This window comes from Methylobacterium sp. 1973 (assembly GCF_040545035.1).
Lineage (GTDB): Bacteria > Pseudomonadota > Alphaproteobacteria > Rhizobiales > Beijerinckiaceae > Methylobacterium > Methylobacterium fujisawaense.
The window spans coordinates 111,301-133,894 of sequence record NZ_JBEPLA010000008.1; the positions used below are offsets into that span (position 1 = coordinate 111,301).

A 22,594-nucleotide genomic window follows, 5' to 3' on the forward strand; every position below is an offset into this window, starting at 1 on the left:
GGGAAAAGAACCCGCCGCTTCAGCGATCCCGCAGCCCCGGCACCAGCGGCAGGGCCGCGAGACTCAGGGCCGCCATCGCCCAGAAGGCGGAAGCCCCAAACGACCCGTAGAGCGCCCCGGAGGCCAGGGTCGCGGCGACGCCGGACAGGCCGAGGCCCAGGGTGCCGTACAGGGCCAGCGCGGTCGTCCGGAGGTCGGCCGGCGTGGTGGCTTCGATGAGCCCGAGGCAGGCGAGGTGGAGGAGGGCGAAGCTCACCCCGTGCAGGGCCTCGACGGCGGCGAGCCACGGGATCGCGGTCGTGGAGCCCAGCACCGCCCAGCGGACGGCCCCCGCGCAGGCCGCGGCCGCGACGCCTGCCGCAGGGCCGATCCGCGCCAGCAGGGGCGGCCCGACCAGCAGGAAGACCAGAACCTCGGCGGCCACCGACACCGACCAGAGGAGGCCCGCGGTGGCCGGCGCGATCCCGGCGGAGCGCCACAGGATCATGGCGAAGCCGTCGTGCATCGCGTGGGCACCGATCACCAGGGCGGCGACCAGCACCGTGCGGCGGAAACGCGGCAGCGCGATCAGGGCAGCGAAACCGTGCCACGGCGCCCCGGCCCGGGTCGCTCGGGCCCGATCCGCCGGCAGCGCCAGGGCCGACGCACCGGCGGCGAGGAACAGGCCGCCGCTCGCGACGAGGGCGGCGGCGAGGCCGAAGATCCCGATCGACCAGCCCGCGGCGGCGGTGCCCGCGATGAAAGCGGCCGAGCCTGCGCCACGGATCCAGCCGTACTGGAACGCCGCCCCGCCCCGCGCGGCGGCCAGGGCCAGCGCGTCGGCGAGCGGCGCCGGGGCCGCGGTGCCCACCGCGTAGAGCAGAGCCGGGGCGATCAACTGCGCAAAGCCGACGCCCGGCAGATGCGCCAGGGTGCTGAGCCCCGCCAGCGCGAGACTCGCCGCAAGAATGGATCTGCCGGCGCGATGGCGGTCGGCGAAGGCGCCGGCCAGCGGCCCGATCCCGAGGCGCAGCGCACCCGCGGCAGCGAGAAGAAGGCCGATCTCAGCCGGCGTCAGGCCACGGGCCGCCAGGAAGCCCGGCAGGATCGGCGACAGAACGCCATAGGCACCGTAGAGCGCCGCATACAGGACGAGGAACCGGGGGAGCCCGCCACGTCGTTCCGCCCCTGGCGCCCGCTTCTGCATGGGCGGAACGTAGTCCGGCAGGCCTCCCGAAGTCAGGTCAGCAGGGGCGACGGACGGCGTAGCGGTAGCGCCGCCCTTGCGCATCGAGCAGCTCGCTGTCGGGACCTTCCTGCCAGACGACCTCGTCCTCGGGCCCCGCCGCGTTGGTCAGGGTCGCCCCACGGACGATGTCGAGGCTGAGGCCGAACCCGTAATTGGTGGCGGTCGCGTCGGTGATCGCGGCCGTGATGTCGGCCTCGTCGGGCAGGCAGGCGAACAGGACGCCGTCGGCGATGGCGAGGGTGTAGGTTTGCACGGATGGGCTCCAACAGGCTCGAAGAGCGTGGACCGGCACGGGAGCGCCCAAACCTAGGCATCGCCACCGGGATGTGAAGGCTTCCCACCGAATTGCTGCATTGCACCATTTCGTGAGGACAAGCCCCGCGCAAGCCCGCCGCGCCGCGTCTCACCGCCCCAGATGGCTATCGAAGAACCGCGCCATCTCGCCGAACACCTCCTTGGTCTCCGGGGCGTCCGGGGTGAAGAGGTACTGGGCGTGGGACATGCCCTCGAACACCTGGAGGGACGCCTCGATCCCGGCGGCGCGCAGCTTCCGATGGGTGCGCACGGTGTTCGACAGGAACAGGTCGCGGGTGCCGGTGATCAGGATCGCGGGCGGCAGGCCGGCGAAATCGCCATAGATCGGCGAGAGCTGAGGGTCCTTCAGGTCCCGACCGGCGGCGTAGAGCTTGGCGGCCGGCGTCAGGTAGCCGGAATAGCTGACGAGGACGTTGTCCAGCCACTCGTTGGTCCGGTAGCTGTCGCCGGTCTCGGTCATGTCGGACCAGGGCGTGCCGAGGCCGATCGCCGCCGGCAACGCCAGTCCCTCGGCCTTGGCGCGGAGCATCAGAGCCAGGGTCATGCCGCCGCCCGTGGAGGTGCCGAACACCGCCATGTTCTGAGGCTTCTGCATGGTCAGCATGGCGCGCCACACGGCGGTCGCGTCGTCCATGGCGGCGGGGTAGGGGGCATCCGGCGGCATGCGGTAATCCACCGCGATGACCTTGTAGCCGCCGAGGCCGGCCATCAGGATCGCCTCCAGCGTGCCGGACTCGCCGGGATTGTAGACGTAGCCGCCCCCGTGGATGTGCAGGAGCAGGCGGTTGCGGTTGGCTTCGGGCATCTGCCGGGGCTGGATCACGAAGGCCTTCACGCCACCGATCACGGCGGCCTCGCTGGTGACGCCGAGCTTCTCACGCAGGGCGGGGAGGGCGGCGGCGCCGGCGGCGGCCAGTCGGTCGACCAGGGCCTTCCAGGCCGCGGCGTCCGGCGGGTTCGCGTTCCAGGCCGGCACGCGGTAGGGCGCCGCCACAGCCGTGCGGAATTGCGGACTCGTCGTGTCGGCGGGCACCGGCACGACCTTGGCCGGTACCGTCCGTGGCCCCGGCGCGGCATTGGCCGCTCCGATCTCGGCCTCGAGCTGCTCGAAACGGGGAACTGGCCTCTCGGCGGGGGCGGCCTGCCCGAGGGCGGCGTGGGTTCCGCAGGCGATCATCAGCAGCGCGGACAGGCTCAGGCGCATCTCGGTTCCTCCTGGGCAGCCCGGTCTGCGGACCCGTCTCGGCGGGGGCCGGCTGCGTGGATCCATGAAGTATCGGACGGGGCGGACCGCGACAGCGGCCCCGGTTACGATCACGGCTGTGCGTTCACGCTTCGAGGCGCGGCAGTGCAGCCGGGGTGGCCGGCTCGACCACCAGGGTCGCCGGCACGGCGCCGTCACCGGCCAGCGCCTCGGCGATCGCCTCTGGGGCGATCGGGTCCTCGGCGGCAGAACCGGCGAGATCCGGCGTGATCCGGGCGGTCTCCCGCCGTGTATCGGTCTCCGCCGCGGCGTGCTCGTCGGCGACGCCGGCCACCGCCTCGGGGGCGATCAACCCGATGGCCGCCGCATGCTCGGCCATGGCGACGCTGTCGCCGGCCAGCACCAGGCTCGATCCGGCCCGGGCGACGGCGCCGGCGAGGCGGACGATCTCCTCGACCCGGGCCGAGTCGCGGGACACGTTGCGGATGTAGACTGCCAGCACCCGCCCGGGATTCTCCTCGACGATCTGCGCGTAGACCTCCGGATCGTGCTGGCCGCTGTCGCCGATCAGCACGAAGGGCAGATCCCGGTAGAGGGCGAGCATGTGGCGGATCAGCGCCTGCTTGTGGTCGGTGGCCCGGCGCGGCAGCGGATGCGTCCAGGACAGGCCCCATTCCCTCAGGAACAGCACCGGCCCCGCCGGAATGCCGTGGCGCTGGAAGAATTCCGACAGCATTTCGTAGAGGCCCCAGGGGGCCCGGGAGACGTAGAGCATCGGGTTGCCCTCGCCGCCGCCGGCGCCCGCATGCAGGGCCCGGTAGAGGGCGGCCACACCCGGGAAGGCGACCCGGCTCTCGGCATCCTCCACGAACAGGCGCCAGAGCATCGTCAGCTTGTTGGCGACACCGGTGCGCATGACCGTGTCGTCGATGTCACTGACGACGACGACACGGCACTGGTCGGGCGGGATGAACACCGCGCCCTCGGCGGGGATCGGCGGGTCGGCGTCGAGAAGGAGATCGACCGCGTGCCACTCCCCCGGCGCAGCCGGTAGCGTGCGCGGGTGCAGGTGCAGACGGAAATAACCGTCGCGGTCGGTCTCGACCCGGACGGCGTCGTCGCCGAACCGGGCGGTCACGGCGGCTCCGGCAATCGCCCGCCGGGCGATGCGGCGCCGCAGGTCGCGCCATTGCGCCCGCAGGGAATCGGGATCCTCGCCGGGGATCCCGGGCGATTGCCGGAAGACGCGACCGATCAGGAATACCTCATCGCGTGAGCCGTAGCCGCGGTACGGCTCGACCACGAGGCCACCCGGTCCCTTGCCGCCCCGGCCCTGCGCCCGGCGGACCGGCCGGGTGAGGACCCGCAGCGCCTTGGTGGCGCCCCTGCGCACGCGTGAGGCCATGGACCGGCCGCTCCTGGGCGCTCAGGCCTGCGGCAGTTCGGGGCTGAGCCCCATCGCGTCGAGGCCCTCCTCCAGCAGATCCCCGGCGTCGGGCGAGCCCAGCAGCTCCCGCACGGCGCCCTCGCCAGCGGCCTCGCGCTCGCGGGCGAAGCGCACGGCCTCGCTCCACTCCTCGGGCTCCATGTCGCCGCGTCCGATATAGAGAAGGGCGAGCAGCTCGGCCCGGGAATCGTCGTCGAGCCCGGCGATCAGGCCCCGGACCTCGGATTCCGTGGCGTCGTCGGTGCCGGAGGTCAGGACGTCGGTGGACCCGTCGTCGATCGGGTTCGAGCCCGAATCCGGATCGGTGTTGCCCTCCTTCACCTCGATGGCGCGCAGCCGCATGACGATGTCGGTGACGGTTTCGACGGCGATATCCATGCGCTGATCTCCGAACGCTGACAGGAGCGGCCAAGCGGGGCCCTCAAGCCGCGACAACGGACGAGCGGGCCCGGGGTTCGCCCCATCCCCATCGAAGGCGCGGTGCGTGGTCGGCGCCACTTCCCGGTTCGACCACCGTAGGATAGAGCCTGCGAGACTATTTCGATAACCGGGTCAACATCGGCGATAGACGTGGTTTCTATAGAGTCTGCTGGAACATCCTTCGCCGATACCACCGTCTCCTGCGTACGCGACTCAAGGTCTCGGCGCTCGGCCGGGCGCCGCTGGCACGTCGGCGCCCTCGCGGGGCTCTGGGGAGTGGCCGGATCCGTGCTGCTTGGACCGGACCCCGCCGAGGCCAGGCCCGCGAGCTACGAGGGTAGCGCGCCGAGCTGCTTCCTCACGGGCGGCGGCGCCCTCGAGATCTGCCGGGATGGCTCGGAGGCCGAGGGCGTCCTGATCGCGCCGGCGCCCTGCGCGTTCGTACGCGGCGTTCAGCTCCTGCGGCTTGCCCGTTCCGAGGCACCGGGCCCGATCCAGGCCCTGTTCCAGGGGCAGACCCCTGTGGCATCCCGACGGGACGAGCCCTGCCCGGAGCGCCGCGCCACGGACAGCCGGGATGGCGGCGCCCTGCGCACCGGTCGGACCTTCGAGGCCTTGGTCACGACGCTGCCGCCCGCGGCCGACCGGTTCTGGGTCGACCTGCCAGAGCAGAGCACGCGGGCGCGCGGCTGGTCCGAACCGACACCGACGGCCGAGGGGATCGGCCCGCGCGACCCGATCGCGGTGACGGGCCGCACCTGGGCCGGGGAGGCCTACAGCTACGTCTTCCTGCTCGGCCAGGAGCGCGTGGGCGTCACCGGCGGGGACGATGCTGAGACCGAGCGCCGGGGCCGCCGTCGGCGCCGGCGAGCGGAGCAGGACGCGCCGGCGTCCGGCCCGGCCGATGTCCGCCGCCGCGTGCAGATCGAGGCCCGGACCCTCGATTTCCAGACCTTCGAGATCCGCACCCGCACCGCGGACGGGTACGGCCTGGCCTGGACGCCGTTCGAGGCCGGCGCGGGCCGCGGGCGGCGCAGCGACCCGCCCGCCCCCGCCGCGGTGATCGACGAGGCGGGCAAGCCGGTGACCTCGGCCTGCACGGCCCCGGCCTTCGAGACCCACGGGCTCGCCGGTTCGATCAGCGTCGTGGATCGCACCTATCACTACGTCTATACCGACGTGCTGCCCGAGGATTGCGGCCTCGCCCCCGAGAAGCGCCGCACCGGGCTCTTCCTGCGCACCGCGCAGGACCTGTCCGGTGCGAAGGTCTGGTCGACGGCCCGCAAGCTCGCCGGGCCGCTGCCGCCCGGGTCCCTCGTGCGGGTGGCCCGGGCCAAGGGCTTGCAGCGCTGGGCGGTCTCCTACACGTGCCAGCGGCCCGCCAACGCGCCGGGCGGCCCCGTGGCGGACATCTGCCTCCAGTACACCGCCGACATGAACCTCGATGGCATCGGCGCCCTCAAGCTCTACGCCGATCCGGTCGAAGCCGGCCGCTCGCCGGCCTATCTCGGACTGCGCTCGGGGGGCGACGGCAGCGGCCGGTACGATCGGAGCGCGCATTTCTGGATGACGGACGCGGAAGGCAACCTCGACACGCCGGCGATCTATCCGAACAAGGCCGGGTTCCTGACTTGGCTCGACCGGCTCGCTCCGACCGCCTCCGGCCGCGACACGTCGAGCCTCTACGGAAGGCCCGTCTACTGGGCGACGTGGACGGTGCGCCAGATCGGCGCGCAATAAGTCGCGGGAGGCGCTATATGGGCGGCCGACAAGCCGCGCGCGGCGTGCCTGACGGACCCGATGGAAACCCATATCGACCTGTGGTTCGCCGCGAGCATCGTGGCGATCTCGTTGCTCCTCTCGGCTTTCTTCGCGGGCGCGGAGACGGCCTTCACGGCCGCGTCGCGGGCGCGGATGCACGCCCTCGAACAGGCGGGCGATCCGCGGGCCGCGATCGTCAACCGCATCCTGGCGATCCGCGAGCGCTTCATCGGCGCCATGCTGATCGGCTACAACATCGTGGCGATCGGCGCCTCGGCCTTCACCACCAGCGTGCTCACCGCGCTGTTCGGCAAGAGCGGCGTGATCTACGCCACGGTCGGCATGTCGGTGCTGGTCATCGTGTTCGCCGAGGTGCTGCCGAAGACCCTCGCCATCTCCAAGCCCGACAAGGCGGCGCTGCTCACCGCCCGGCCGGTGGCCTTCGCGGTGGCGCTGATGGGCCCGCTGGCCATCGCCATCGAGCATCTCGTGCGGCTGATGCTGAAGCCGTTCGGCGTCACCATCGGCGAGCACCAGTCGATCCTCACCGCCGCCGAGGAGCTGCGCGGGCAGGTGGCGCTGATGCACCGGGAGGGGGGCGTCGCAAAGGCCGAGCGCGACATGCTGGGCGGCCTCCTCGACCTCTCGGACCTGTCGGTCTCCGACGTCATGGTCCACCGCACCAAGATGCGGGCGATCGACGCCGACCAGCCCTCCGAGGACATCGTCCGCGCCGTCCTGTCCTCGCCCTATACGCGCATGCCCCTGTGGCGCGGCACGCCGGAGAACATCGTCGGCGTGCTCCACGCCAAGGACCTTCTGCGGGCGCTCGACGCGGCGGGGGGCGACGCCTCGGGCCTCAAGGTCGAGGCGCTCGCCCTGGAGACGTGGTTCGTGCCGGGCACCACGTCCCTGCGCGCCCAGCTCAAGGCCTTCCTCACCAAGAAGACCCACTTCGCCCTGGTGGTCGACGAGTACGGCGAGGTGATGGGCCTCGTGACTCTGGAAGACATCCTGGAGGAGATCGTCGGCGACATCGCCGACGAGCACGACGTCACGGTCTCGGGGGTGCGCCCGCAGGGGGACGGGTCGGTGAACGTCGATGGCGGCGTGCCGATCCGCGACCTGAATCGCGCGATGGACTGGAAACTCCCCGACGAGGAGGCGACCACGATCGCGGGCCTCGTCATCCACGAGGCCCGGACCATCCCGGATCAGGGGACGGCCTTCAACTTCCACGGCTTCCGCTTCCAGGTGCTGCGGAAGGCCAAGAACCGGATCACCACGCTGCGCATCACGCCGCTGACGGCGACCGGGCTCCAGGCCACCGCTCAGCCGGACGCGCAGCGCGACGCGGTGTGATGCCGCGTCCGGGCGGCGGCTTCGACGTCGCCGCGTCCGCGCGCACAGCGCCGCCTTTTGGAGGCGCGATGCTGATGGACCTCGCGGCATGCCGGGTCACGTCGCGCCACGCAAAATGACGGGGCGCGCGTCTTCGACCGGAATGCGGGTGCGGCACCGGGTCCGGACGACGGTTTTCCCGCCGTCCGTCTGAGGTCCATCCGCGACCGGCCGCGCGCCTCAGCCCGGCATCGCCTCCAGCCCCTCGGCGCGGATCCAGTCCCGGGTGCGGTCGAGCGCCCGGCCGAGCCGGTCGAACAGGGCATCGATCTCATCCGGCGCGATGATCAGCGGCGGGCAGACCGCGACGCGGTCGCCGGCAAGCGCCCGCACGATCAGCCCTTCGCCCTGCGCGAAGGCGACGCAGCGCGCAGCGACGCCGGTCTTGGGGTCGTATTGCCGCTTGGTGGCCTTGTCGGCGACGATCTCCAGGCCGCCGATCAGCCCGATGCCCCCGGCCTCGCCCACGAGGTCGTGCCCGGCCAGCGCCGAGAGGCGACGCTGGAACTGGGGTGCCTTCTCGGCCGCCCCCTCGATGATGCGGTCGCGGCGATAGATCTCGATGGCCTTCAGCGCCACGGCCGCAGCCACCGGGTGTCCGGAATAGGTGGTGCCGTGGCCGAAGGTGCCGATCTTCTCGCTCTGGCCGACAAGGGCTTCGTAGAGCGGTTCGTCGATGCTCACGCCGCCGAGCGGCATGTAGGCCGAGGTCAGGGCCTTGGCGAAGGAGATCGAATCGGGCCGGGCACCCAGCGCCTCGCTGCCGAACCACGTGCCGAGCCGTCCGAAGCCGCAGATCACCTCATCGGCGATGAAGCGGACCTCGTATTTCGCCAGCACCGCCTGGATCGCGGAAAAATAGCCCCGCGGCGGCACGATCGCGCCGCCCGCGCCCATGACCGGCTCGGCGATGAAGGCCGCCACCGTGTCCGGCCCCTCCCGCAGGATGGTCTCCTCCAGTTCGGCGGCGAGGCGCGCGGAATAGGCCTCCTCGCTCTCGCCCGGCTCGGCGCCCCGGTAATGGTGGGCGGCGGAGACGTGCAGGAAGCCCGGAAGCGGCAGGTCCCAGTCGGCGTGATTCGCGGCGAGCCCGGTCATCGACGCACTGGCGACCGTCACGCCATGGTAGCCCTTCTGGCGGGCGATGATCTTCTTTTTATTCCGGCGCCCGAGGGCGTTGTTGTAATACCACGTGAGCTTGACCTGCGTGTCGTTGGCCTCGGATCCCGAAGACGTGAAAAAGATCTTCGAGGTCGGAACCGGCATCAGCTCCTTGAGCGTCTCGGCGAGTTCGATACCCGGATCGTGGCTGCGGCCGGAGAACAGGTGCGTGAAGGGCAGGCGCGCCATCTGCGCCCGGGCCGCCTCCACCAGCTCGGCGTTGGAATAGCCCAAGGCCGTGCACCACAGGCCGGACATGCCCTCGATATAGGGACGCCCCTCGGTGTCGTAGACGTGCACACCCTCGCCGCGCTCCAGAACCAGCGGACCGATCTGTCGGTGCGTCGACAGGTTGGTGTAGGGGTGGAGAACGGTTTCGACGTCGCGGGTCGCGAGATTCGAGAGCATGGTTCGCAAGGTCCTCGTGCGAGGGTCACCGCCGCCACACTACCGACCCGATGCCCCGGCAGGTAGCCCGAAGGACCCGCGGCCGGCCGTTACCGGACGCATGCCGCCCGCGACCGCCTCTGTTGACGCCCGACCGATGCTCAATCCGGAAACGTTCGTCGCACAACCCGCCCCCGGCCGCGCCTGCGGCGCCTGCACGCTCTGCTGCAAGGTCTACGACGTGCCCGCGGTGGAGAGCGTGGCCGGACAATGGTGCCGGCACACCAGGGCCGGCCAGGGCTGCGCCATTCACGCCACCCGGCCCGACCATTGCCGGGCATTCCACTGCCTCTGGATGACGGAAGGCTGGCTCGGACCGGAATGGAAGCCGGATCGCGCCAAGATGGTGCTGAGCCTCGACCCGCTCACCCGCAACATGAACGTCCAGGTCGATCCCGGCCAAGCGGGCGCGTGGCGGCGCGAACCCTATTACGGGCAGCTCAAACGCTGGGCCGTCGCCTCGGTGCCGCTGCGGCGGCACGTGCTGGTCCACGTCAACAAGAGCACCACCGTCGTCCTGCCGGACCGCGATGTCAGTCTCGGAGTGGTCGGCGCCGACGAACGCATCGTCACCACCGACCGCATGACCCCGCAGGGCCCGAGCTTCGACGTCCGGAAAGTCCCGGCCTGAGCCCATCGGCCCGGACCGGAGGAGCCCACTCTCAGGGGCTCATGAACACGTAACCGCTCCGTTTCAGCACTCCGGGTCGGACGCCCGTCAGCCGGGCGGATTGCCTGTCCCGCAATCCGGTGCCCGGCGCCTCCGGCACCGTGGATGCGCCCCGGACGAGGAAGCGACAGCGCGGCATCCCCACATCCCGGTCGGGCGCGGAGGGGAGGCGGGCTCCACGCGCCGCCGGCGCCGCCGCGGCGCGGTCGCGATGAGATGATGCGCGCGTCTTGCGGAACCGGCCGGTTTGCTCAAGTGATCGGGCATGACGACAGTTCACGATCTCAGCGTGTCCGCGGCCGACGGCACGCCTTACCCGCTCGCGCAGCATCGCGGACAGGTGCTGCTCATCGTCAACACGGCCTCCCGCTGCGGCTTCACCCCGCAATATGAGGGCCTGGAGGGGCTGTGGCGCCGATACCGGGAGGAAGGTCTGACGATCCTGGGCTTCCCCTGCAACCAGTTCGGCGCCCAGGAGCCGGGCGACGCCACCGAAATCGCGCAGTTCTGCTCGCTGCGCTACGATGTGAGTTTCCCGGTGCTCGCCAAGATCGCGGTGAACGGGCCGGATGCCGATCCGCTCTACGCCCATCTTACCCAGGCCCGACCGGGGCTGTTCGGCACGCGGGTGGTCAAGTGGAACTTCACCAAGTTTCTGGTGGGTCGTGACGGCCGGGTCATCGCCCGTTTCGCGCCCGGGACGAAGCCCGCGGCCCTGGAGGCGAAGATCCAGGCGGCCCTGGCCGCGCCAGCCTGAGCCGCGTCGGCGTGACCTTGGCGTCAGACCGCGTCGAGATCCGCCGCCTCGGAGGCGGGAACGCGGCGTCGGTCGACCCGCTCGCGAGCCCGCAGCACCGTCCGCAGGGACGCGACCGGGAAGGGGCGCACCGACTCGCGCAGGATGCCCGTCAGGAAGCGGATCTCGGCGATCTTGCGCAAGGTCAGGTCGGGGGCACCGGCGCTCTTTGCCCTGCGTTCGAGGTCCGAAAGAGCGTCGAAGAGCGCGTATCGCGCGGGCAGATCCCGGGACGATTGCTTCGAGGCAATCAGCGTCGCCAGTTCGCCTTCAAATCTGCATCGGACAGGCTGATTGGAACGCATTGTCGTCTCGAACACAATGTGCGCCGACCGTAAAACAGTGTTCGCGGCTTGTCAGCCGCTGAAGCCGACCGGGCGCCGCGAATGGCGGATTGTTGCCCAATTGCATCTGCGCGACGGATCACACTTCGGGTCTCGGCTCAGCCTTCGACGCCGACGAACGCGGCCGCCGCCTCGAACTCGATCCGGCGCGCCGCGAGGCGTGCTTCCGCATCCGCGTCGCGCCCCCAGACGGCAGCCTGGTAGGTCTCGTCGACGTGAGCGGCGTCCCAGGCTTCCGCCGGGGCCAGGCGGCCACGCAGCACCGCCAGCGCGATCAGAAGGGAGCCGGTCAGGGTGGTCAGGGTGTGCAATCCGGCCAACCGAAACGGATCCGTCACCGCATTCACCGCCGTGGAGAGGGTCTGGATCGTGTCGGCGGGCTGCTCGACATGCATGACGCCCTCGCTCAGGATCACCCGCGCACCGAACTCGTCCCGCGCCCAGGCGAGGATCGGGTCCCAGGCCGCCGCCTGCGCCGCCACGAGGCGCTCCGGATCACCAGCGCGGTAGGCCACGAGATCGGTACCGGCATAGGCGCAGAGATCGGCTGCCACCGCACCCAAGCGGGGCCTGACGCCGTCGATCGCCGTGTTGGCGAGCCGCGTCAGCGGCATCTGTGCCGGGTCGATCGCAGTGTCCTGGGCCGCCCATTCCGCCGCGACCCGCTCGGCCAGGGCGCGGCTCGGGAGCCGCAGCGGGTTGCGGGCCGGCGTGTTGGCCGGACGTCCGTCCAGGGTCAGCCGGAAGCCCTCGGCCTCCTCGGAGAAGCCGGCCTCCGTGTAGAACCGCCGGGGCAGGGCGGGCTTGGAATGGCCCCGGGCCGCACGGATCGGGTCGGGCCGCGCGCCGTCGCCCGGTTCGCCGAGCCAGTCTGTCGTCTGATCGCTCATGGACGCGAGATAGGCGTTTCCGGCCCGGCGCGCGAGCCTTTCGCCATCAGCCGCCCGTCGCGAGGCCCTCGAGAAGCAGCACCTCCAGCGCAGCGGCCGTCGGGACGACCGTCACGGCCCCGGCCCCGTAGAGCGCGTCCGGAGGATGATACCCCCAGGCGACCCCGATGGCCGTGGCACCGGCCGCCACGCCCATGGCGATGTCGAAGGTCGTGTCGCCCACCATCACGGTCGCCTCCGGCGCGCAACCGGCCTCGCTGATCGCCTGCCGCAGCATGGTCGGGTCCGGCTTGGACGGCGCGTCGTCGGCGCTCTGGGTCGTGGCGAACCACTCCGTCCAGCCGTGATGCGCGATCAGCCGGTCGACGCCGCGCCGCGACTTCCCCGTCGCGAGGCCGATCAGCACGTCCCCACGGTCATGGAGCCGGGTCAGCAGGTCGGCCATCCCGGGGAACAGTGGTTCCTCATGGGCCGGATCGAGCCGCAGGCGGTTGTAGGCCTGCTTGTAGCTCTCCGAGAGTTCCGCAACGGGGCCGTCCTCGCCGACCAGACGCCGGAAGGCCTGCGGCAGTGACAGGCCCACCACGGACAACGCCTCGCGCCGCCCCGGGGCCGGCAGGCCATTCTCCGCGAAGGCCACCTCCTGGGCCGCCACGATCAGGTGCTGGCTGTCGACGAGGGTGCCGTCGACGTCGAAGACGACGAGCCTCATCGCCGACGACGCGCCAAAGGCGGCCCCGACGGCGCGGATGGGCGGATGTCGGACTCGGTCACGGCTTCCGGCCCGGCTGTGCCGGCGCGGCCGCGGCGGGCTGACCGCCGGGAACCCGGGTCCGCTCGTAGCCGAGCCGGCAGCGGATCAGGAAACGCCGGCGCTTGCCGCCGCGCAGGCCGCGCTGGTGCGAGGCGCGATTGCAGGCCGCATAGGAACGCCGGCGGCGCTCCGCGCGGGAACTCGCGGCCGGGCGCTGCGCGGCCTGCGTGGGCGCCGCATTCGCGGCGGGAGCGGCGGGCGGATGCGGCGACGCCGCCTCGGCCGGATGGGCGCCGTTCGCGGTCGGCGCCGCCTTGGCTGCCTCGCCCGGTGCGGCGTGCGCGATCGGCCCGGTGAGGCACAGGGCGGCGAGGCAGGCCAGCATCGCGAGCTTCATATGTCAGGATCTCGAACCGCCGGAAACTGGCCCCGCGGCGGATCGGCGGGGCGCGGGCAGCATATGAGGCGGCACGGCCGATTGCCAAGGCATGCGCGGCACGGCCCGCCCCGATGACGGGTCACTTTCACCGGGGATACCGCAGCGCACATCTCCCGCGACAATGATTTGGGGGATGGAGGGGGGATCCGGCAATCAGGCTCCTGCGGCTGCCCGCTTTGATGCGCGAAACCGACCTCTCACCGGAGACCGAGACCGCCTCACGGCGCGGTCCTCTGAGCGGGGATCCCGCCATCCGGCGCGTCGCGTCGCCGCAGTGGCACCTGGGCGATCGTTTGAACCGAGCGCAGGCGCCTATCTTCGTTGCCCCTTGCGTGCCGGCACGGCGGCGCAGGCGCGACGGACCTCCGGAGCTATCACCCCTATCCACCAGCGAAGCTTGCAGGAGCCTCGACCGGACGGGCGATCGTCCCGCCGATGCATCCGGGCCGGGTCGAGGATACCGCTCTCGGGACGCGCATTCGGCCGAAGGGCGACGGGCAGGGCGAAGCGGTTCTCCTGCCCGACCCGGGTCGTGGCCGCAGCCCAGGAGGTCCGGCGCGGACTCGACCAGGCGCGGGACCGTCGCGACGGCATACCGGGCGCGGCCCCGACGGCGATCGGCGGGTCGCGCCACAGGCGGCGGCCGGAAGTCCCGTACACTCTGACGAACCCGGCCGTGCCCTGGCTGCCCACTCAGGCTTCCGGGGCCTCGACGATCGGGTCGTAGCGGGTGGCGTCGAAGCCCAGCAGGTTCCAGCTCTGCGCCATGTGGGGCGGTAGCGGCGCGCTCACGTCCACGGGCTTGCCGGTGCGCGGATGCGGGATGACGATCCGGCGGGCGAGCAGGTGCAGGCGGTTCTGGATGCCCCCCGGCAGCTCCCAATTCTCCACGGAGAAGTATTTCGGGTCGCCGACGATCGGGTGGCCGATATGGGCCGCGTGGGCGCGCAGCTGGTGCGTCCGTCCGGTCACCGGCTTGAACGACAGCCAGGACAGCTTCTGGGCGGCCTGATCGACCATCGCGTAGTAGGTCAGCGCGTGGCTCGCCCCCTCGTCGCCGTGCTTGGCGACGCGCATCCGCGCGTCGGCGTCGGTCAGCTCCTCCTTGGCCAGGTAGGTCGAGACACGCCCCTGCCGGACCCGCGGCACGCCCGCGGTCAGCGCCCAGTAGATCTTCCGCGCGGCCCGGGAGCGGAAGCTCTTGGCGAGCGTCGCGGCGGCGAGCCGGGTCTTGGCGACGATCAGGCAGCCGGCCGTATCCTTGTCGAGCCGGTGGACGAGGCGCGGCTTCTGGCCATCCGGGCCGGTGAGGGCGGCGAGCAGGCCGTCCACGTGCCGGACCGTCCCCGAACCACCCTGGACCGCGAGGCCGAAGGGCTTGTTGAGGATCATCATGTCGGCATCCTCGTAGAGGATGAGCGACCGGATGAATTCGGCATCGTCCTGCTCGCGGGCGGCGTTGCGCGGGCGCTCGGAGGGCTGGTCGAGGCGCAGCGGCGGCACGCGCACGCTCATGCCCGGCTCCAGCCGGTCGTTCGGCTTGGCGCGCTTGCCGTCGACGCGCAGTTCGCCCTTGCGGACGATGGTCTGCACGCGGGTGAAGGGCAGGAGCGGGAAACGCGCGGTGAGGAAGCGGTCGATCCGCATGCCGGCCTCGTCCGGCTCGACCATCAGGGTCTGCACCCCGGAGGCGAGGGTCGCGGAGGCGGCCGCGCGCTGCTCGCGGCGGGTCGGACCGGGTGTCGGCGCGGGGGAAGGGGCCGGGGCAGGCGCAGGGGCCTCCGAGCGCTTGGAAACGGGCCGGCTGCCGGGCTTCGCCGCCAGCGGACCGCGCGGCGCGGCTGTGTCGCGCCGCGGCTTCGCGGGCCGGGCCGGGACTGCGGCTGCGGCGCCCTGCGTACCCCAGGGATCGCGCGCACCCGCATCGTCGCCGCGATTGCGGGCCGCGCGCTCTGCAGCGTCGCGGGCGCTGGTGCGCGGGCCCGTGCGGGCACGGCCGTCGGCCTGGAACTTGCCGGGCTTGAACTTGCCCGCATCGAACTTGCCGGCCTGAGGCTTGCGCCCCTTCGGCCCGCCGCTTTTGGGAGGTCGTGTCGTCATGCTTCCGCCGGCACCCGTCTCCGCTTCGGACGGAGCGTCCGGGCGCATGGGCCGCGGCGTCGCGGACGTCCGGACCGATGGGATTGCACGGCTGTAGCATCGCCCGCGCGCAGCGGCAAAGGCGGCAGCGCGATCGCGCCCGTCAGGGCTCCGCGTCCCACGCCGCGCGGAGCCAGGCCTTCAGGCCGGTCGGGAAGAGTTCCGGCCCGCCCGGGACGTCGAGCCCGTCGAGATCGCACCACCGCGCCACGCAGGCGGTGCCGCAATCCTCGTGAAAGACGAAGCGCTCCTGTCCGTCGAACCGGCCGGGCGGCAGGGCGACCGGGAACAGGAACAGCACCTCGTGCCCGACCTGCCCCTCGTGCAGGAAGATGTTCTCCACGACGCGCGGGCCGCCGAGCACCGTGACGGTGATGCCGAGCTCCTCTTCGAACTCCCGGATCAGCGCGTCCTCGGCCCTCTCACCGAACGCAACGCTGCCACCGAGGGGCCGGACACCTGTCAGCCGCCCGTCATCCGCATGGATCTCCGCCACCAGCAGGCTATCGCCGCGCCGGGGGAGCCCCAAGGCCTTCACGCGGATCTCCGCAGGGGGACGCCAGACCGTCATGCCGAACCGGCTAGATCGTTCCCGACGGCGCCGCAACGAACCGGCGGGCCGCCGCGTCGATCCACGACAACTCCCGGACGTGCGGTTGACGCCCGGACGCACGACGGCCAAGCTGTTCCTCGACGGTTCCCCTCGGGGATCAAAAGGGAACGCGATGAGGGGCCCGCCCCGAAGCCGCGGCTGCCCCCGCAACTGTAAGCGGCGAGCCCTTCACCACCACGTCACTGGGTCACCCCGGGAAGACGGTGCGAGGGCGGCGACCCGCGAGCCAGGAGACCTGCCGTCAGCCGTGGTCACACGCGAAACGCGCCGGGCGGGGTGTCCTGGCGGGTGTCGAGGCGCCGTCAATCCCGAGGGGAGGCGGCCGCCGAGGCCTCGTTCGCGGTGACGTGCCACAGCAAGCGCGCCCGCGACGCCGTTCCCATGTCCGTCTCCACCGTTTCGCGACCTGCGATTCCTGTTCCGGGAGGCCTCCGCGCACCCGTTCAGGCTCAGGTTTCCAGATGGTCGAGGCATTGTAATGTTATTACAATGCTTATAGGACGAAGGGGCCGGCGCGCGCCGTGCACGGACCGCTTCCCCCATGCTTCTCTCGATCCATCGCGCCCGCTCCGGCGGGCCGGCTCCCCTCTGCGGCGTTCTCCTCGCGCTCCTCGCCAGTCCGACCGCCGCCCAGGAGGCCGTCACCCTGGATGAACTCTCCGTGGCTGGCGCGGGCGGAGACCCGAACCGCGCTGCACCGAACGGCCTCAATTTGCGCACCCCCGACCGGACCGCGAGCCGCCTCGGTCTGACGCCGCTGGAGACGCCGGCCAGCCTCGACATCGTGTCGGGTGAGACCGCGCGGCTGCGCGGCCAGGATACGATCACCGAAGCCGTGACCCAGGACGCCACCGGCATCACCACCATCGCGGCACCCGGCAACGGCAACGGCGCCTTCACATCCCGGGGCTTCGCCGGCCCGAACTCGATCCAGCAGCTCTACGACGGCACGCGCTTCTACGTCGGCGCCAACACGGTGACCTTCCCGTTCGACACGTGGAACGTCGAGCGGATCGAGGTGCTCCGCGGCCCGTCTTCGGTGCTCTACGGCGACGGCGCCATCGGCGGCGTGATCAACGTGGTGCCGAAGAAGCCGGTCTTCGTGCCGATCAACGCCGCCCGCGCCGTTGTCGGCACGGATGGCGTTGCGCGCCTTGCGTTCGATTCGGGCGGTGGAATCGGTCAAGCGGAGTTCGGCGACACCTTCGCGTATCGCCTCAACGTCAGCGGCAATCGCGCCGACGGCTGGATCCGGCCGGAGGGCGATTTCCGCAACCTCGCGGTCTCGGCCGCCCTGCTGTTCCGGCCGAGCGCCGATCTGGCGTTCACCCTGAGCCACGATCTCGGCTACCAGGAGCCCGCCCGCTACTGGGGCACGCCGCTCGTCGAGGGACGGATCCCGGACCTCATCCGGTTCAACAACTACAACGTCCGGGACGCGAAGATCACCTGGGCCGACAACTGGACCCAGCTCAAGACCGAATGGTCGCCCTCGGCCGACATCACGATCCGCAACACCGCCTACCGGCTCACCAGCCGGCGCCACTGGCTCGACGTCGAGCAATATTCCTACAACCGCGGCACCGGGCTGGTGGACCGGGGCGATTATCTGGAAATCTACCACAGCCAGGAGCAGGTCGGTGACCGGCTCGACGCGACGTTCCGGGGCAGCCTGTTCGGCTTGCCCAACCAGTTCGTGGCCGGGTTCGACGTGAACCACATCGACTTCCGGCACACCAACAACTTCTACTTCGACCAGACCACCAGCGTGCCGCTCGTCGGCTACGATCCGGGCCTCTTCCCGCAGAACGGGCGAGCCCGTCCGGCCTACGCCACGCAGACAAGCCAAGCCTCGGTCTTCGCGGAGGACCGTCTGATCCTGTCGGACAAGCTCTCGTTCCTCACCGGCGTGCGCCTCGACGTGCCGACGCTGAATCGGGAGGACCTGCAGACGGGATCGCGGTTCGAGAAGACCTACCGGGCGCTGGGCTACCGGTTCGGCCTCGTCTACAACCCGACGCCGGACAGCGCGCTCTACGCCCAGTACAGCTTCGCCACCGACCCGGTGAACAGCCTGATCACGCTGAACCAGTCGCTGGCGGGCTTCAAGCTCGCCACAGGCAATCAAGTCGAGATCGGCGCCAAGGGTCTTGCCTTCGACGGTGCCGTGGAATGGACCATCGCGGGCTACCGGATCGTCAAGGACAACCTGATCTCGGCAATTCCCGGCCAGCCGACGCTGTCCACGCAGGTGGGGAGCCAGTCCTCGCAGGGATTCGAGCTGGCCTTGGGCTGGCGCTTCGCTCCGGGCTGGCGGCTGGACGGCAACCTCGCGCTGCTGCACGCGCAGTACGACCGGTTCGACCAGACGGTGAACGGCGCCACCGTGTCGTATGCCGGCAATCAGCCCATCGACGTGCCGGAGCGGGTGGCCAACCTCTGGCTGACCTGGGACGTCTACCGCGACTGGACCGCGCGGGTCGGGCTTCAGAACGTGGGGCAGGTCTACAGCGACTTCGGCAATACGGCGCGGCGCCCGGCCTACAACCTCGTCAACGTGGTCCTCGACCATCAGGTCACGGCGGAGTCGCGCCTGTCGCTGCGGGTCTACAACCTGTTCGACAAGGTCTACGCGATCAGCGGCAATGCCGTGAACGGGGTCGGGACCAACTGGCTGCTCGGGCGGCCGCGCTCGGTCGAGGTCGCCTACACGGTGACGTGGTGAGCCTGCCGCGGCGGCTCGGCAAGGCGGGACGGCGCTGGCTGCTGCTGTTCCACCGCTGGGCCGGGATCGCCGCGGGGCTGTTCTTCGCCCTGTGGATCGGCTCCGGACTGGTGATGCTCTACGTGCCGTTCCCGGCGCTCACCGGGGCCGAGCGCCTGGACCGACTCGCACCGATCGCCTGGGAGCGCGTCGCGGTGGCGCCCGACGACGCTCTGCGGGCCGGCGGTCTTGCCGGCGTGCCGGCGGCCTTCGCCCTGGAGATGCGCGGTGCGGAACCGGTCTACCGGATCGCCGACCGCGAGGGGCGCCGGGCCACGGTCTCGGCGCGGACCGGGGAGCGGCTCGGCCCGCTGAGGCCCGAGGATGCGTTGCGTCTCGCGGCCGAGGGGATTCCGGGCGCACATGTCGATCCGGTCGAGCGGGACCAGTGGACCGTCACGGCCCGGTACGACCCGCTCCGGCCGTTCCTGAAGGTCGTCCTCGACGATGCGGCCGGGACCGAGCTCTACGTGTCTCAGGTCACCGGCGAGGTCGCCCTCGACACGACCCGCTTCGAGCGTGGCTGGAACTGGGCCGGCGCCGTGGCGCATTGGATCTACCTGACGCCGCTGCGCGCCCGGGCCGATCTGTGGCGGACGGTCCTGCTGTGGCTGTCCGGCTTCGCCGCCCTCGGGGCGCTGAGCGGCCTCGCGATCGGGATCTGGCGCCTGCGCCTCCGCCGCCGCTACGCGGGCGGGGCCGTCACGCCCTATCGCGGTCTCGCACGCTGGCACCACCTGTTCGGCCTCGCGGGCGGAATCGGACTCAGCACCTTCATCCTCAGCGGCTGGATTTCGATGAACCCGAACCGCTGGTTCTCGTCGAACGCTGCGCCCGCCGAGATCCGCGCCGCCTATGCCGGACAGCCCGCCCCCCTCGGCCTCGACGCCGGAGCCCTGCGGGGCTTCGCAGAGGCCGGAACCCGCGCGCTGCGCTTCGCCGCCATCGGCGGGTCCTGGTGGATCGTCGCCGACACACCGGCGGGAGCCCGGAGCCGCAGGGCGGATGACGGCACGCTCCTCGATGCCGCCGCGCTCGCGCGGGCCGCCGGTCCGGCCCTGCCCGGCGGATTACGGACGGCAGAGACCCTGACCGCCTACGACCTGTACTGGTATCCGCACGGGATCGACCCACGGCCGCTTCCGGTGCTGCGCCTGCGCTTCGCTGATCCGGACGCCACGTGGCTCCACGTCGATCCCCGGGACGGGACCATCCTCCAGCGCCTGGATCGCTCCGGCCGCATCAACCGCTGGCTGTTCGACGCCGCGCACCGCCTCGATCTGCCGGGGCTCAGCGGCAACCGCTCGCTCCACGATGCCGCCCAATGGGTCCTGAACCTCCTGGCGGCGGGGATCGCGGTCACCGGTCTGGTCGCGGGCTGGCGCCGCCTGCGCCGCGTTCTGTCGGCCTAGGAGGCCGGCCGAGGCTCCCGGTGCCCGACGCGGCCGATCACGCCCGCTTGGTCGTCACGCCGAAAGCGCAGTGACCCGGTGCCCGCCGACAACGCGACGTCCGGCGCAGCCCTGGATGGCTTCGCCGCTCGCGCAGGGACAGCGCCGTGGCGGCCGGAACGTTCAGAACCGCGCCGTCAGGAACAGCCGCACGTTCCGCCCCGGCAGCAGGATCTCGTCCTTCTTGAACGAGGTCGAGTTGCGGATGTCGTCGTTCAGGAGGTTGCGGCCCTGGACGCCGAGGGTGATCGCGCTCGCCCCGTAGACCGCGGGATCGACCGCCTTGGTGTAGCTCAGCTCGGCCCGCAGGTCGTCGTAGCCGGGCGTGGGCGTCTCGTAGACCGCCGTGGCGTCGTGGCTGAAGGCGTGGATGAGGTTCACCCGCGCGAACCATCCGTCGGCCCGCAGGTAGACGCCGCCGCCGAGCCGGTAGGGCGGGATGCGCGGCACGTTGGTGCCGTTGTCGAACTGGGCGCGGACGAAATCGAACTGCCCCTCGATGCCGGCGAAGCCGTTGCCCACCGGCAGGAGGTCGTACTGGCCGATGATCTCGGCGCCGTAGAAGGTCGCGTTCTGCTGCTGATAGACGATCTGCCGGTTGTCGGTGCCGACACCGCAAGAGGCGAAGTCGTCGTCGCAGGTCAGCCCCGTGTAGTTGCGGTAGATGAAGCCGGTATAGCGCGTGAAGTAGCCGGTGGCGTCGAGGCGGAAGGGTCCCTCGGCCCGCCGGATGCTGGCCTCGACGGTCCGGGCGCGCTCCTTCTTGAGGTTCGGGTTGCCGATCTCGAAGGTCGCGGTGGCGTCGTGGGGCCCCTGCGAGAACAGCTCGTAACCGGTGGGTCCGCGCTCGACATAGGAGCCGGTGAGGCTCGCCACGAAGCCGTAGGGCAGATCCTGCAGGGCGCCGATACTGGCGCTCTTCGGCGCGAAGCGGCGGGTCCGGGCGTACTGGAACGGCTCCTGCCCGTCGACCGGCACGTAATCGCTGGGGAACTGTGCGGCCGTACTCGACAGCCGATCGACCTCGTAGCGCCCGGCCGCCTGCAGACGCGTGCCCGGACGCAGCTCCAGCTCCTCGAACAGGTAGACCGCGTTGGCACGGGACTCGGTCTTGGGCAGGAACGATTCGAGCTGCGTGTTGATCACACGCCGGTCCGACTGGAAGCCGAGCGCGCCGGTGAGCTTGCCGAGATCCGTGAAGACCGGGACGTGCTGGAGTTCCAGGCGCCCTTCGGCCTCCCGGTTCTTGAAGATCGCCTGGACGCCCTCGATCCCGTCCTCGCCGATGCCGACCTCGTTGTGGCGATAGACCGAGTAGCCCGCCCAGTAGCGGATCACCTCGAAGGGGCCGTCGAGGGGCCGGTACTCGCCCCGCGACAGCACCCGATCCTGGTTCGGGGTCAGCCGGGTCCGGTCCTGCTCCGCCACGCCGCCGGGGATCGCATAGATGGCGTCGTAGTGGCTGAAGGAGATGCCGACGAAGCCGCGGTCGCCGATCGCCGAGATGCCGACCGCGCCGCCCTGCGACTCGTTGTAGGAGTTGCGCTGGATCCCGCCGGGGATCGCGTAGCTGTCGTTGGCCGTCTTGAAGCCGTCGGCGTGGACCGCGATGCCATCGCCGCCGGCATCCACCGTGGCGGCCCCGAGCCGGCCGTTGTCCACGCTGGAGAAGCCGGTGGTCACCTGCCCCTGCACCCCGTTCGCCGGAATGAAGGTCGGCACCCGGTTGTTGTCCGCCGAGACCACGCCGCCGATGGCGCCGGAGCCGTAGCGCAAGGTCGCGGGGCCGCGGATCACCTCGATCCGGTCGGCCACCAGCGGATTCACCGGCACGGCATGGTCCTCGCCGAGGTCGGACACGCCGCCGTTGACGATGCCATTCTCCTGGATGCGCACCCGGGCGTTGTCGAGACCGCGGATGATCGGCCGTGAGGCCGCGCCCGGGGCGTAGGACGTGCCGGAGATGCCAGGCCTGTCGAACAGGGCGTCGCCCAAGGTCCGGGGCTGATCGCGCGCGATCTGCTCCTGGGTAACCACGGTGACGGGGGAGAAGGTGTTGGTCGCCACCGGCAGAACGCCGATCGGGACCGCCGCGTCGGCGATCGGCGCGGTGCGCGGGGCCTGGATCGGGCTCGGACTGGTGACGCTGATCTCGTCGAGGGTGACGGCCTGCTGGGCCCGGGCAACCGACGGAGCCAACATGCCGGTGCAGACGGTCGAGGACAGCATTGTGCCGGCAAGGAAGCGGAGGCGACGCAGGCGGGACATGGAGACTCACATAGTGTTATACTGTTTCAGTGTCGCGGACCTCGGGTCAGGTGCAAGGTGTAATCCCGCGCCACCCCGACAC

19 protein-coding genes and 1 riboswitch are annotated in these 22,594 nt (G+C 71.2%); of the genes, 6 read left to right on the forward strand and 13 right to left on the reverse strand.

The window, feature by feature from the left end:
* Positions 1-19 precede the first annotated feature (19 nt).
* The 5 genes from ABIC70_RS17000 to ABIC70_RS17020 form a co-directional block, all read right to left on the reverse strand.
* Positions 20-1,186, reverse strand: coding sequence for an MFS transporter (locus tag ABIC70_RS17000; RefSeq protein ID WP_354440253.1), 1,167 nt, complete (start codon positions 1,184-1,186; stop codon positions 20-22).
* Positions 1,187-1,223: 37 nt separating this feature from the next.
* Complete coding sequence (locus ABIC70_RS17005) at positions 1,224-1,481, reverse strand: hypothetical protein (protein ID WP_043352044.1); 258 nt, start codon at positions 1,479-1,481, stop codon at positions 1,224-1,226.
* Between the two features lie 150 nt (positions 1,482-1,631).
* Positions 1,632-2,747: an alpha/beta hydrolase gene (locus ABIC70_RS17010; protein ID WP_043352045.1), complete on the reverse strand. Its 1,116-nt coding sequence runs from the start codon at positions 2,745-2,747 to the stop codon at positions 1,632-1,634.
* Between the two features lie 124 nt (positions 2,748-2,871).
* Entirely contained in the window at positions 2,872-4,152 is a 1,281-nt protein-coding gene (locus ABIC70_RS17015) for an App1 family protein phosphatidate phosphatase (protein WP_053610930.1), read from the reverse strand.
* A gap of 21 nt (positions 4,153-4,173) precedes the next feature.
* Positions 4,174-4,572, reverse strand: a complete 399-nt coding sequence (locus ABIC70_RS17020) for a DUF3775 domain-containing protein (RefSeq protein WP_043352051.1) — start codon at positions 4,570-4,572, stop codon at positions 4,174-4,176.
* 330 nt (positions 4,573-4,902) lie between these two features.
* On the opposite strand from ABIC70_RS17020, the gene ABIC70_RS17025 reads away from it, so the two are divergent.
* Positions 4,903-6,354 carry a hypothetical protein gene (locus ABIC70_RS17025; RefSeq protein ID WP_244538863.1) on the forward strand — a complete coding sequence of 484 codons (1,452 nt, stop codon included), beginning with the start codon at positions 4,903-4,905 and terminating at the stop codon, positions 6,352-6,354.
* Positions 6,355-6,414: 60 nt separating this feature from the next.
* The gene (locus ABIC70_RS17030; RefSeq protein WP_043388750.1) at positions 6,415-7,737 is read left to right on the forward strand and encodes an HlyC/CorC family transporter; all 1,323 of its coding nucleotides are present in this window, start codon (positions 6,415-6,417) and stop codon (positions 7,735-7,737) included.
* Between the two features lie 219 nt (positions 7,738-7,956).
* On the opposite strand, the gene ABIC70_RS17035 is transcribed toward ABIC70_RS17030, so the two are convergent.
* On the reverse strand, positions 7,957-9,345 hold the full coding sequence (locus ABIC70_RS17035; RefSeq protein WP_043755953.1) for an aminotransferase: 1,389 nt from the start codon (positions 9,343-9,345) through the stop codon (positions 7,957-7,959).
* Between the two features lie 136 nt (positions 9,346-9,481).
* Here ABIC70_RS17035 and ABIC70_RS17040 point away from each other — a divergent pair, with 136 nt between their 5' ends.
* Positions 9,482-10,015: a hypothetical protein gene (locus tag ABIC70_RS17040; RefSeq protein WP_043352059.1), complete on the forward strand. Its 534-nt coding sequence runs from the start codon at positions 9,482-9,484 to the stop codon at positions 10,013-10,015.
* A 304-nt stretch (positions 10,016-10,319) separates the two neighbouring features.
* The gene (locus ABIC70_RS17045) at positions 10,320-10,811 is read left to right on the forward strand and encodes a glutathione peroxidase (protein WP_354440258.1); all 492 of its coding nucleotides are present in this window, start codon (positions 10,320-10,322) and stop codon (positions 10,809-10,811) included.
* A 23-nt stretch (positions 10,812-10,834) separates the two neighbouring features.
* On the opposite strand, the gene ABIC70_RS17050 is transcribed toward ABIC70_RS17045, so the two are convergent.
* The 6 genes from ABIC70_RS17050 to ABIC70_RS17075 all read right to left on the reverse strand — a co-directional run bounded on the left by ABIC70_RS17050 (position 10,835) and on the right by ABIC70_RS17075 (position 15,954).
* Positions 10,835-10,993, reverse strand: a complete 159-nt coding sequence (locus tag ABIC70_RS17050) for a hypothetical protein (RefSeq protein WP_162494518.1) — start codon at positions 10,991-10,993, stop codon at positions 10,835-10,837.
* A gap of 299 nt (positions 10,994-11,292) precedes the next feature.
* A complete protein-coding gene (locus ABIC70_RS17055) occupies positions 11,293-12,084 on the reverse strand; it encodes an ATP12 family chaperone protein (RefSeq protein WP_354440260.1) in 792 nt (263 codons plus the stop codon).
* Positions 12,085-12,130: 46 nt separating this feature from the next.
* Positions 12,131-12,796, reverse strand: coding sequence for an HAD-IA family hydrolase (locus tag ABIC70_RS17060; RefSeq protein ID WP_354440262.1), 666 nt, complete (start codon positions 12,794-12,796; stop codon positions 12,131-12,133).
* Positions 12,797-12,854: 58 nt separating this feature from the next.
* Positions 12,855-13,235 carry a hypothetical protein gene (locus ABIC70_RS17065; RefSeq protein ID WP_043352069.1) on the reverse strand — a complete coding sequence of 127 codons (381 nt, stop codon included), beginning with the start codon at positions 13,233-13,235 and terminating at the stop codon, positions 12,855-12,857.
* A 735-nt stretch (positions 13,236-13,970) separates the two neighbouring features.
* On the reverse strand, positions 13,971-15,377 hold the full coding sequence (locus ABIC70_RS17070; RefSeq protein WP_354440264.1) for an RluA family pseudouridine synthase: 1,407 nt from the start codon (positions 15,375-15,377) through the stop codon (positions 13,971-13,973).
* A 142-nt stretch (positions 15,378-15,519) separates the two neighbouring features.
* The gene (locus ABIC70_RS17075; protein ID WP_427902289.1) at positions 15,520-15,954 is read right to left on the reverse strand and encodes an NUDIX hydrolase; all 435 of its coding nucleotides are present in this window, start codon (positions 15,952-15,954) and stop codon (positions 15,520-15,522) included.
* 139 nt (positions 15,955-16,093) lie between these two features.
* A riboswitch (cobalamin riboswitch) is annotated at positions 16,094-16,286 on the forward strand.
* A 284-nt stretch (positions 16,287-16,570) separates the two neighbouring features.
* Here ABIC70_RS17075 and ABIC70_RS17080 point away from each other — a divergent pair.
* Complete coding sequence (locus ABIC70_RS17080; RefSeq protein ID WP_354440267.1) at positions 16,571-18,754, forward strand: TonB-dependent receptor; 2,184 nt, start codon at positions 16,571-16,573, stop codon at positions 18,752-18,754.
* The gene (locus ABIC70_RS17085) at positions 18,748-20,205 is read left to right on the forward strand and encodes a PepSY-associated transmembrane domain-containing protein (RefSeq protein WP_053610925.1); all 1,458 of its coding nucleotides are present in this window, start codon (positions 18,748-18,750) and stop codon (positions 20,203-20,205) included. The genes ABIC70_RS17080 and ABIC70_RS17085 overlap by 7 nt, the downstream gene beginning before the upstream one ends.
* Before the next feature lie 162 nt (positions 20,206-20,367).
* On the opposite strand, the gene ABIC70_RS17090 is transcribed toward ABIC70_RS17085, so the two are convergent.
* A complete protein-coding gene (locus ABIC70_RS17090) occupies positions 20,368-22,446 on the reverse strand; it encodes a TonB-dependent receptor (RefSeq protein WP_403091208.1) in 2,079 nt (692 codons plus the stop codon).
* Positions 22,447-22,594: the final 148 nt, after the last annotated feature.